Origin of the sequence: Labilibaculum sp. DW002, from assembly GCF_029029525.1 — a bacterium.
Classification (GTDB): Bacteria; Bacteroidota; Bacteroidia; order Bacteroidales; family Marinifilaceae; genus Paralabilibaculum; species Paralabilibaculum antarcticum.
Genome location: NZ_JAKJSC010000001.1, coordinates 2,704,903 through 2,716,863, shown reverse-complemented (window position 1 = coordinate 2,716,863; position 11,961 = coordinate 2,704,903). Strand labels below are relative to the sequence as shown.

Here is an 11,961-nt window from a genome sequence, read left to right as displayed (position 1 = left end):
AAACGTTTTTTTAATGTTTTATTTTCGTTTAGTCGATACTCACTATCTAGTTTTGTAATGAAAGTTAATTTATATAGTATTCATTAATAATAAGATACAATGAGTCAACAACTAGTACTTATTTCGCCCGAAGATCTTAAGAAGACAATCGAGGTAGCCGTTAGTAAGGTATTATCAAAAAAATTAGAAGTTAAAGAGAAAGAATCAGAATCAACCTCAAAGGTTTTAATGTTGAGGCAGGCTGCAGAGTATATTCAGATGCCAATTCCAACTTTTCGAGAACGATTAGCACGTAATGAAATTAAAGGTGCTAAAATTGGTAAGTCTTGGCGCTTCTTCCCTGAGGATTTAGATGAATTCATTAAAAAAAATCTGCGAAAGACAAATGATGAAATAGAACAGGAAATAGATGATGAGTTATCAAAGTAATTTGAATGGATAATTTCTGAAGATGAAGAACAACTTTAACAAATCTGTTCTCACTTCCCAAAGTAAAATTTATATAAATAAAAAAAGGTGGAATTGCCCTTCCACCTAGTCCCTAATATTTAATATTTTAAAATGAAAAATAGTAATCTTAATTCTTCACAATGCGAAGATAATGAAAATCTTATAGATGAAAAAGAACATGGACAAGATAAACTGAATATCAGTTTTTTTAAATGCCCAATTTCAAATACGATACCTAGCCAAACGCTTAGTATTAGTGATATTTATAATTTGATTAAGGGAGATGTATACAGGGATGTAACAAATAACCTTAGAAGTATTAATGATAATGTAGTGGCTTCTGAATTTAAAGCAGGAAATTTTGATTATGTCTGTTTCTCAGGTGTGTTTAGTCAAAGATCTAATAAGTCATTAATACAACATTCTGAATTATTGGTAATTGATTTTGATCACTTTAAGGATGTTCAGTCGATAAAAGAATTATTAATTGATGATATATATTTGGAGACAGAACTACTCTTTATTTCTCCATCAGGGGATGGATTAAAGTGGGTCGTTAAAATTGACTTAAGTAGAGCCAATCATCATGAATATTTTATTGGAATTCAAAATTATTTAAAGTCCACCTATGGTTTAAATATTGATGGAAGCGGAAAAGATGTGGCAAGAGCTTGCTTTTTACCACACGATGATCAGGTGTTTATGAATCCTAATTCGTCAGAATTTCAGAAGGAATTTAATCCACATGCGTGGCAAGATAAACCAAGAAGTAGTACATCGCACATTAAATCTGATAGTTTGGATAAGGATGTGGATAAATTGATTGGAGTAATTGAAACGACAAGGTTGGATATCACTCAAGGCTATGAAAATTGGAGAAATATTGCTTTTGCTTTAATTGATTGTTTTGGAGAAAATGGAAGAGATTATTTTCATAGAATAAGTCGATTTCATAATGAGTATGCGATTGATAACTGTAATAAGTGTTTTGATCGATTTTTAAAATCGAATGGGACAGGGATTACAATAAAATCATTGTTTTGGTTGGCAAAAGATCATGGTATTGTTGTTAATAATTTGAATAAACAAATTCGACCTAAGGCTAAAAAGTTTTTACAAGCTGAGTATCATTCTAAACGATTTCCAGTAGATGTTTTTCCAAATACTATTGCTGAATTCGTTAGGAAGTCAGCAGATGCTATAAATTGTCCTAATGAATTTATTGCAGTTCCCATGTTGTCTTGTTTTGCAATGGCAATGTCAAATAAGCGAGTTGTAGAGTTGAAAAAGGATTGGAGAGAATTTGCGATATTATATGCTGCCATTGTCTCAAGACCTGGAACGAAAAAATCTCCAGCCTTAAATAAAGCTATACTTCCTTTAAAGAAACTTCAGGAAGAGTTTTTAGCAATATATCTAAAAGATAAAGAGAAATATAAGAAAGAATATGAAGAGTTTGAAAGTGAATTTCAGAGATGGAAATCGTTGAATAAGTCAGAGCGTGTAAATGTTGACATACCCATAAAACCAAATACGCCAACTATGAAGCAATTCATTACTTCAGACGCTACTATGGAGGCAATTACAGAGTTGATGATTAATAATCATTCAGGAATATTGTGTTATATGGATGAATTGGCAGGTTGGATAAAAGGGATGAATCAATATAAATCTGCTGGAGGAAATGAACTTGAAATGTGGTTGAAATTATGGAGTGCAATATTACAAATCATTAATAGAAAAGGTAAAGAACCAGTTTTTGCAAATAACCCTTTCGTAAATGTATTGGGTGGGATTCAACCTGAAGTGTTAGATGTTTTTTCTGGAAAAGACAATGGCTTAATTGATAGAATTCTTTTTGCTTTTCCAGAGGAAATTGCTCCTATGATTACCGATATTGAAGTTCCAATGGAATTAGATGAGAAATTAATGTCTGTTTTTAATAGGTTATACAATGCTCATTTCAAGGAAGAAGCAGAATCTACAGATCCTGAGGTATCAAAGTTTTCGCCAGCAGCTTACAATAAGTTTAAAGATTATGTTAACAATACTCTCTATAAAGAAATGACATCTTATCAGATGCCCTATTATTTACGAGGAGCATGGGCTAAATTTCCTGGTTATATTGCCCGATTTGCGCTGATTATTCAAGGAATGAACTATGGCGAGAATAAAAAATCATTAAAAGAAATTGATTTAGATAGTTTAAGTAAGGCTATAGAGATAACTGAGTATTTTATGTGGAATGCTAAGAAAGTTTATGCTCGACTTAATGCTAGTAAGACAGATCGTAAAGTTGAATTAGCAGAGAGGTGGATCAATAAGAATGGTGGAAAAGCTAGCCTTAGGGAGATTTATACGAATAAGGTTGCTAGTTGTAAGAATACAAAGCAGGCTAAGTCTTTGTTTGAAGAAATGGTTGCACGTGAACTTGGGGTTACACATGAATATTACCCAGAAGGAGGAGGAAGAGCAACTTTTATTTTTGTATTAGATGATAAGGTCAGCGATCCAAGGGAATCTAACTATAATTTCGATTAAATCAATTAGTTATAGTGTTTTGAGCCTGTCGGCAAACGGGTCTGCAATCGCTCCATAAAAGTAAGAGGATAAAGGCGATTGCTGACTCGTTTGCCGAATGTGTTATGTGCAGGTAACAATCTTTAAACCAGTTTGTAGTGAGGGATATTTCTTGATTGCAGACTAAAAATCTACATAAACTGAAAAAAAATGACAAAAATAATATCAATCATCAACCAAAAAGGAGGAGTCGGAAAAACTACTACGACATGTTCATTAGCTGCTGCTCTTAGTAGATCAGGACATAAAGTTTTAGGTGTCGATTTGGATCCTCAGTGCAATCTAAGTCAGTCTCTGGGAGTAAAATCGCAAGATGATAATGTTTATAATTTATTAAAAGGAAATTGTGAGTTCAAGCCAATTTCAATTGATGAGAATTTTCATTTGCTTCCTTCGTCAATTGATTTAAGTGCTTTTGAAGTAGAGCTATCAAATGAACCAGGAAGAGAATTTTCACTGCGAGAAGCAATTTTAGAAATTCGATCAGATTACGACTATATCTTGATTGACTGCTCTCCATCATTGGGTTTGACCTCATTGAATGCACTAACTGCATCTGATTCATTCTTAGTTCCTATTTTACCCCATCATTTAAGTATCCAAGGGCTGAGTAAATTATTGGAGTTAACTGATAAGATTAAAACAAGGCTTAATAATAAACTTGAATTGGAAGGGATTTTACTCACACAGTTCAGCCCACGTAAAGTTATGCATAGAGATATTTCTGAGGTTATTAAAGAGCATTTTGGGTCGAAACTATATAAAACCTTTATTCGTGAAAACATAGCACTTGCAGAAGCTCCATCAGCAGGAATTGATATTTTCAGATATGCACCGAAGAGTAATGGTGCTGAAGATTATTTAAGCCTCTGTGAGGAATTTCTAAGTAAACAATATTAGATTTTTTCTGATTAATACCATATCAACCATAATCACCATTAAAACCATAAAGGATGGCAAAAAAGAATTTTAAAACAGGAATTGATGGCTTATTGCAATCGAGCATTTCTGAAGAAAAAGAAACTAGTAAAGAGAAAAAGTTATCTGATTTAGGATCTATGAAGGCGACTTATTACCTCAACATAGAATTATTAAATCAGATAAAGGCTATTGCTTTTTACGAGAGGAAATCAATTGGTAAAATTATAAATGAAGCCTTAAAAAAATACATATCTCGATATAAGAACTTGAATGAAGCCAAGGAAATTTATGGTGATATCAATGGTAAATAGAATTTTTAAAGCAGAATACGTCTCCTATTTTGTTCTTGCTAGGAATTGTGGATTGACGGTTGGAAGCAAGGTGTGTTTTGTGTGCCTTCAAAACCTCTTTCTGATTGAGTCAGAAACTTGATTTATATCCTGAACTAGGATAGAAATGATAAAGGAGAATGTTCTCTCTGCGATCGAAACATTATTGAATAAATAAAAAAGTTGATATGGCTAGGCCAAAGAAATCAAAAGAAGATAAAAGAATAGAGTATATAAAAATTTATCTATCTGCGAAGGAAAAAGCTGAAATTAAAAATAATTTTTATCCGTTAAATGATGACTTATCATCAACAGTTAGAGAGGTGTTGTTAAATGGGCATTACTCTATTTCTTATCGAGACAGAACTAAAGAAGAAATGATATTATCGCTCGGACGTATCGGAACAAATCTTAACCAGCATATAAAGCAAATACATCAATACCCAGACCAAAAAATGTTTATTGAGACTGCTAAAATCATTTCGAAATTGGAAAAAGAAATAGAATCAATAACCGAGACTTTAGTAAAATGATCGCAAATATTACTTCAGGTAAAGGATTTGAAGGTTTACTTGCTTATAATGAAAATAAGATCAAATCGGGAGATGCTTGCCTTATTTCCAAAGTAAATCTTATAACGTCTAAAAGTGTGTCAGTTCTTAGTCAATTCAACATGTTAGATTCGAGGAATACAAAAAAACAAAATACAACATTTCATGTTTCCTTAAATCTTCCTCCAGGAGAAACTGTAAATGATGAGTTGTTTAGTGATATAGCGGATGAATACATGAAAGGAATGGGATATGGGGATCAACCTTATGTGGTGTATAAGCATAACGACAGAGAGCATTCACATATCCATATCATATCTTGCAAAATTCAGGAAAATGGCAAAAGTATTTCAGATTCATGGGAACGAACAAAATCTCAGCGAACATGTACCGAAATTGAAAAAATGTATGGTCTAAACCAAACAAATAGGATAAAACCTAAAGGTGACGAATTAAAAACAGATCTTAAATTAGAGGATATTCCAAATGAAAACATGCATTTAAGAGATAGATTCTCAACTACCATTCATGAGATTTTGGAAGAAAAAAAACCAACAACTATAAGAGAATTTAAATCTGAATTAGAAAAATGTAATATGTCATTGGTTCAATCTAAAGGCTACTCTAAGAATGGAAACCCTATTCGAGGATTGAAATACTTTGGTTTAAATGAAAACAATAAGCGTGACAAGTATGGTATTGCAGCTTCAAAACTTAGATTAAAACCAACTTTGAAATATTTGGATGAAAAGTTTAAAGCCAATCTCGAATTCAGAAAAGATATTGCTCGGAAATTAAGACCACAATTAAATGAAATAATTAAAAGTTTCATCAAATTAGGTTATGCTGATTTTGATAAACAGTGCCAACAAAAAGGCATTAATCTAAACTATCACAGGAACAGTTCGGGTATTTATGGTTTAAGCTTTATTGATATTGAATCTGGGCTAGAATTTAAAGCATCTGATATAAGTAAAAACCTGTCGTGGAACGTATTAAAAAGAACTTTGAATGAAGATGTAAGTTTGAAATACGAGGATGTGCACACTAAATTAAATAAAAAAGGACTTTATAAGTTTAATACGTTTCAAAATCAGAGGTATATCGAGGGAAAAATATTGCTCTTCAAGAAAAAGAACTACTCTTCACATCAACTGTTGAGGGCATTAAGCTTGAGAGGAATTGAATTTGAAGTTGATAATAAGGGACAGTTGTTGGCATATTTTAATCAGCTTGATAAGAGCGAGATAGATGGATATATAATTCCAAAAGAAATCGTAAATTCTGTAAATAAAAAAAATATAACGGATGAGATATCCTTTCAAAACTCACTTTCCAAATATGATAATGTTGATCAAAGAATAATGCTTAATGATGCCTTAGACAGAAACGATATTAAAAAAGTTAATTTCTTAATGAACAATGGAGTTCAGTATCTGTTACAAAATTTCGAATTTGATTTAATAGATAGTATTGATTTAAATCAATCTAGTAGTCAATATCTTGAATATGAATCAGTAAATGTTTCATATGATTCTTTTGTACCTATTAAAAATGTAATATTAGGTTCAAACTCAACAGGAGAAGTTGATGACGAAGATGATGAGTTTGAAAATATTATGAAGAAAAAGAAAAGAAAGCGGAGACTCTCTTAAAAAGATATTACAATTATTAGTTTATCAATACCGCTAAAAGTATTATGAAAGATAAAATATTTCAATTATTTTTAGAGATATATAAATTTTGACTATTTGCTATGAAAAGGAATCAGATTGTATTTGTAGATATGGATGATGTGCTTTGCGACTTTATGGGATCTTATAAGGCGCATGTTAAGCGTTATCCAGAGATGAAATATCCACAAGCACAGATTGATTTTTTTCGAAACCTGGAGCCCTTAAAAGGAGCCGTTGAAGCCTTTCGTAAATTATCAGAACTGAAAGATACTGAAGTTTATATTTTGAGCGCCCCAAGTGAGCATAATCCTCTTTCGTATATGGAGAAGAGAATTTGGGTGGAGAATCACTTAGGTTTTGAAGCAGTGAAAAAACTAATTCTTTCACCTAATAAGGCTTTACTAAAGGGAGATTACTTAATTGATGATTATACAGAAGGAAAAGGTCAAGAAAACTTTGAAGGGAAACTTATAAATTTCGGATCTGATGAGTTTCCGGATTGGGATTCTGTATTAAAATACTTCTCGCTTTAATTATTTTTTATTAGTATGACTTGCTAACAACATTTGGTTAGGAGCAAGCCATGTTTTAGCTACGGAAAACCCCTTGCACAACCCTTGATATTTCCTGCACATTCGTTTAAAAATATATAACTCGGTACGCTCGTAAGGTTCAAATTCCTAAAGATTATAGTAACGAATTTATATAATGGGGAAAAGGTATAATCTGTTAATTGAATTGATCTATGGAATTAATAATATTTGCAATATTTAGCCTGATTTGTATTCTGATCTGCTCAATGGTTTTTTATAAGAAAGGACTGGTTAATGGTAAGAATGAATTGATTTTCTACCAGAAGTATAATTATGAGGTGCGAGTGAAAAGTGATCGAAATAGTGCTGATAAAAAATATTGCCATTACAATTGGGATGTGAATGTTGAACAGACTATTGGAGTTGGTGATTTTATATCATTTAGCAAGGCCAATTTAGCTTCAGCTTTAAAACGAGATTATGGAACAAATTGCTTTAAAGTAATTGCTCGTAGAATTATAGATGGTGATAAGAGCAGCAGAGCGATATTATTTGTATGCCCAGCAAGTGAGATTGAATTAAATGTCATGAGCTAGATTCCGTTATAAAGTGATTTATTTATTAAGATATTTCTTTATAAAGTTATTTAGATATTGATTTCTCACTTTAGAAATAAATTGATTTAGTTATAAAGAAATAACTTTCTTTCTCACTTTAGTTATAAAGTTATAAAGTGAGAAAGATATAAAGAAATATATCTCTTTAGTGACAAGTTGAGAAAGTGATAAAGGGAGAAATCACTTTGTTGACAAGTTGAGAAAGTGACAAATCACTTAAGTGACATAGTGAAATGCATAAAACGTTAGAAATGAAATTAAAAGATCTGATTTTAAAATATAAGTGGGATGAAATACGAACAGTATTGTACAATTTGTATTCAGATACTGATCGGAATATAGAAGGATATAAGCTTGTTTTTGAGAAGTTAAAAGTCATAGGTTTTCAGGCAAGTAAGTTCGAAATATTAGTTCAAAATATTGAGGATAATGGTGAAAAATATGTCCATGTTAATGCCTTAGATTTATCTGATAAATGTTCTGGAGACTCTCCAACGACTTATAGTTTGATGTTTACACCTTGGAATGAATGGGCAGGAATGTCAATAAATTCTGAAAGTTTATTGAGTTTTTCCGAAGTTGATCTTATCGCTCACTGTCTCTGGGAAATGACTTATTGTGGCTTCGATGAAGAAGAAATAAGCAAATTGAATAAAGAATTGGATGAGTAAGAGGCAAATTATTGAATGTTATAAACTATAAAGTAAATAAATGATTGATTTATCAAATGAAATGTATATCACCAAAGATGTTTATAGAGCTTTAGTTGATTATGGAAATTTTCTTGTTGTTGATTTGCTTAGAAAAGCTGTAAATCTTGAAGAAAAGGAAGATGAAGAAGGCGAAAAATATTATACAGTAAGAGAAGAGTTTCAAAGATTAAGCTTCCAAGACGGTCAATCTCAAAATCATTTTTTCGAAGAGTTGACACAGCTTACCAACAGTTATTTAGATGATATGAAAGATTCGGATAAAACAGCTCTTTGTTTTTGTTTAATCGATGATGAAAAATATTACAATAAATTACTAAAGTATGTCGAGGAAGAGGATTCTGATACGATGGAGCAATACAATCGTAAAATTGGTAGAGAATTGGCTAGACTTGTTTGCCAGGAGGACAAAAAGGAATTGATGGAATGGTGCAAGGAATTCCTGATGGATACAATTTGCATTTTTTCAACTGAATTTGATTTTTCGTTGATTGATGAGAGCACAAAGTATTCGTTGGAGCATAATCTAAATGAGTACAAAACACGAGATTTTATGAATTATCCTATTAGATAAATTTAAATAATAATGGAAAATAAAGAGTCAAGCTTTAGGGTTTGGCTTTTTTTGTTGATGATATTTATTGCGTTTATGTTTTAGCCATACCTAATGGTGTTTATGGATTTGGCATAAACTTGACAGGTTTGACAGTTAACTATAAGGATAATAAATTGTAAAATTGTACTAGTGTTTTATATGGTTATAAATATTTAAATTAATAAGAAGATAATGGGGAAATTAAAAGATAAATTAGCTACAATAACAAAAGAAGATGTTGAATTTGCAAAAGATTGTTTTAATGATGGAAAAGGTGCGATAAATGACATCAATCAATTAGCGAATACCTGGAACGAATCTAAACGTTTAGATAATGAGAATTTGAAAATCAAGGGAGATATTATGAATATGGCCTTGAAATTTCAGCAAACCCAATATACTCTTGATAATATTTTTTCTGAACGTAGAGCAGTAATAAACAAGCATTTTGAGGTGATTGATAAAGGGTTAAAAGATGGGAATGACGAATTGTTACTTCAAGGTTTACGCAGTGTAAGTGATTTTGTATCAAATAATCCTTTAGAAAATTTCGATAAATTTTGCGAAGTGCTTGACAATGAAGATGAAACTTTAGAATTAGATTTTTAACAGATGAAAAACATAGTATTATTAGTGACAATTATGTTGCTAATTTCCTCGTGCGGTGACAAGAGGACCTCAGAAGAAAAAATAATTGAATACAATAAACTATACATTGAAGCTTTTGGTTTTTATGGCAATAATAATTTTGAAGCTGCTATTGAGAAATTAACTATAGCTAATGAAATTACTGATACAATAGAGAAATCTTTCAGGTTAAGAGCTCAATGTTATTTTGAATTAGGAGATTTTGATAATTCTATTGATGATTATACCGATGCAATTGAACTTGTTGGGGAAGCATCTTCAGCCTATAAAAATAGGGCAATTGTAAATATTGCAGCAGAAGAAGAGGAGGATTTTATTGAGGATATTAATAATTACTTAAAATTTCATAAAAGAGATGCTGAAGCGTATACTTTAAGAGGAGATTATTTCCTAGAGAATAAGGAATATGAGGATGCAATAAAAAATTATACAAATGCCCTTGATGTTGAACCTTCTGATGCTAGATTGTATTTGAAAAGAGGAAATGTTTATAGTCTAATTGGTAATGATGAAAGGAGTATTTCCGACTTGGAAGAATTTGTGCAACTTTCAGGAGATGATGGAAATTCTAGTGTCTATTTCAAAAAAGGATGTTTGTATATAAATACAGAACAATACGCAAAAGCACTTGAAGATTTTTCTAAAATTCCTGTTTCGGATAAGTTGAATAATAAGGTATTTGTCTACAAAGGAATTTGTTATTCGGCGTTGGGTGACTACAAAAATGCTATAGTTAATTTTTCTGATCATCTGTCTTGTAATCCTAAGGATTATGATGTTTTGAAAAAGAGAGCTGAAGTGTATTCGATGATAGGGGACACTCAAAAATCTTATGATGATTCACAGGCTGCAGCAACTATTGTGTGGAAGAATAAAGGTTTTTTTTATAAATATAAATATTTCTTGTTTTACCTATTTGTCTACATTATTGTAGGTTTATTTATCATTGTTAAGAACGAATATACCTTTGATAATCTTCAGACAAAAAAGGTATATTCTTATTTTGCATGGAGTTTTCTTTTTGGGGGGTATTTGGTTGCGTTAAGATCATATCGCTATATTTTATTCTCTTTAGTGCTCTTTGCATTATTACTCTACAACAATTATGAGATTGTTTCCTATCTACCTGATATAAGACTGTTTTTTTATAGCATAGAGCCAACTTTAATTAACATATGTATGCTCATATTGTTAGTTGTAATGCTTTTATATGATGTTCTTACAATCCCTTATCAAGTTAAGCTTAGTAATTATAAGGTTCAGAAAGGAATTAATAATGAGGATGTAATTAAAAGAGCTGAAAAAATAAAAAATATTAAACATAGTGTTGCGAAATTAACACCTGAATTTGAATCTTTAAAGCTAGAACAGAATGAGCTTAATTAATAATATACTTACGCTTGGTCAGCATGGGAAGCTTGAGAAAGAAATTGAAGAATATATAGAGGTTGCTAATTATTCTGATCGATTAAACCATGTGTATGAAGATGCTTTTAAGTATAATAATGAGTTGGCCGAAATATTAGAAACAGAGAGGAAAGAAGCTTTAAGAAATTTAAGTATGGCTAAAAATCTTATAGCTAGAATTAAATCTAACATGAATAGTAAAGATCAAGAATTACTTAAAGATTTCATCCTGGATATTTCTATTGATTCTCAGCATCAGAAAAAGAAAGAGTTGAATACTGATTTATCTCAAAATTTTGAGGCTATTTCTAATCAAGCATTTGTTTCTATTGATAGTTCATTATCCAGACTGAGTACAAAAGAAACAATAACGAAACTAGATGTAAAAAGTGAAGCAATAAGTGCTGGTGTTGAAATTGGAACTTCATTGATAAATGAAGCTATAGATGCGTATAGTAAGACCACAGAAAAACGAAAAGAAGTACAACAGAATGTGTTAGAATTAAGGAGATTTATTAAGAATGCAACTAGTTCTATCCCTAAGCTAACGGCAAGTATAAATCGCTTAATTGAAGTGTCGAGTGTTTTAAATAAAATCAATGAAGCTTTCTGCACGAAATACAATGAGTTGTTTTCTTTAGCTATACCAAAGCCAAAATTTTCTTTTTCGAAAGATGATATTGTTCTTGATATTGATATGAAAAAGAAGCTAAGTAACTTGATGAAACTTTGTAGTGAGTATAACAAAGTGAATCAAGCAACTAATATTAAATAGTACCTAGAGAATAACCTTAATACTTATAAAACACGAGATTTTATGAATTTTCCAATAAGATAGTTGTAAAGGAACAGCAAAGATTGAAGAGTCAAGTGCAATGCTTGGCTCTTTTTTGTTGATTGGAATTGTTGGTGTTATTGCACTTATGCCTCCACCATACATTATG

General features: G+C 31.1%; 13 protein-coding genes. All 13 read left to right on the top strand.

Annotation, left to right across the window (positions count from 1 at the left end; genetic code table 11):
* The first annotated feature begins 99 nt into the window (after positions 1 to 99).
* A complete protein-coding gene (locus L3049_RS10780; RefSeq protein ID WP_275109816.1) occupies positions 100 to 429 on the top strand; it encodes a helix-turn-helix domain-containing protein in 330 nt (109 codons plus the stop codon).
* A 132-nt stretch (positions 430 to 561) separates the two neighbouring features.
* The gene (locus L3049_RS10775) at positions 562 to 2,991 is read left to right on the top strand and encodes a DUF3987 domain-containing protein (RefSeq protein ID WP_275109815.1); all 2,430 of its coding nucleotides are present in this window, start codon (positions 562 to 564) and stop codon (positions 2,989 to 2,991) included.
* Positions 2,992 to 3,180: 189 nt separating this feature from the next.
* Positions 3,181 to 3,930 (top strand): ParA family protein, encoded by a 750-nt coding sequence (locus L3049_RS10770; protein ID WP_275109814.1) that lies wholly within the window; start codon positions 3,181 to 3,183, stop codon positions 3,928 to 3,930.
* A gap of 53 nt (positions 3,931 to 3,983) precedes the next feature.
* Positions 3,984 to 4,262, top strand: coding sequence for a hypothetical protein (locus L3049_RS10765; protein WP_275109813.1), 279 nt, complete (start codon positions 3,984 to 3,986; stop codon positions 4,260 to 4,262).
* A 206-nt stretch (positions 4,263 to 4,468) separates the two neighbouring features.
* Positions 4,469 to 4,813 (top strand): plasmid mobilization protein, encoded by a 345-nt coding sequence (locus L3049_RS10760; RefSeq protein WP_275109812.1) that lies wholly within the window; start codon positions 4,469 to 4,471, stop codon positions 4,811 to 4,813.
* Positions 4,810 to 6,486, top strand: a complete 1,677-nt coding sequence (locus L3049_RS10755; RefSeq protein ID WP_275109811.1) for a relaxase/mobilization nuclease domain-containing protein — start codon at positions 4,810 to 4,812, stop codon at positions 6,484 to 6,486. The genes L3049_RS10760 and L3049_RS10755 overlap by 4 nt, the downstream gene beginning before the upstream one ends.
* Positions 6,487 to 6,587: 101 nt before the next feature.
* Complete coding sequence (locus L3049_RS10750; protein ID WP_275109810.1) at positions 6,588 to 7,040, top strand: 5' nucleotidase, NT5C type; 453 nt, start codon at positions 6,588 to 6,590, stop codon at positions 7,038 to 7,040.
* A 212-nt stretch (positions 7,041 to 7,252) separates the two neighbouring features.
* The gene (locus tag L3049_RS10745; RefSeq protein ID WP_275109809.1) at positions 7,253 to 7,636 is read left to right on the top strand and encodes a hypothetical protein; all 384 of its coding nucleotides are present in this window, start codon (positions 7,253 to 7,255) and stop codon (positions 7,634 to 7,636) included.
* 272 nt (positions 7,637 to 7,908) lie between these two features.
* Entirely contained in the window at positions 7,909 to 8,328 is a 420-nt protein-coding gene (locus L3049_RS10740; RefSeq protein ID WP_275109808.1) for a DUF6557 family protein, read from the top strand.
* 40 nt (positions 8,329 to 8,368) lie between these two features.
* Complete coding sequence (locus L3049_RS10735) at positions 8,369 to 8,941, top strand: hypothetical protein (RefSeq protein ID WP_275109807.1); 573 nt, start codon at positions 8,369 to 8,371, stop codon at positions 8,939 to 8,941.
* Between the two features lie 213 nt (positions 8,942 to 9,154).
* A complete protein-coding gene (locus tag L3049_RS10730) occupies positions 9,155 to 9,571 on the top strand; it encodes a hypothetical protein (protein WP_275109806.1) in 417 nt (138 codons plus the stop codon).
* Between the two features lie 3 nt (positions 9,572 to 9,574).
* A complete protein-coding gene (locus tag L3049_RS10725; RefSeq protein ID WP_275109805.1) occupies positions 9,575 to 10,996 on the top strand; it encodes a tetratricopeptide repeat protein in 1,422 nt (473 codons plus the stop codon).
* Entirely contained in the window at positions 10,983 to 11,792 is an 810-nt protein-coding gene (locus L3049_RS10720) for a hypothetical protein (RefSeq protein WP_275109804.1), read from the top strand. Before L3049_RS10725 ends, L3049_RS10720 begins: the two co-directional genes overlap by 14 nt.
* Positions 11,793 to 11,961: the final 169 nt, after the last annotated feature.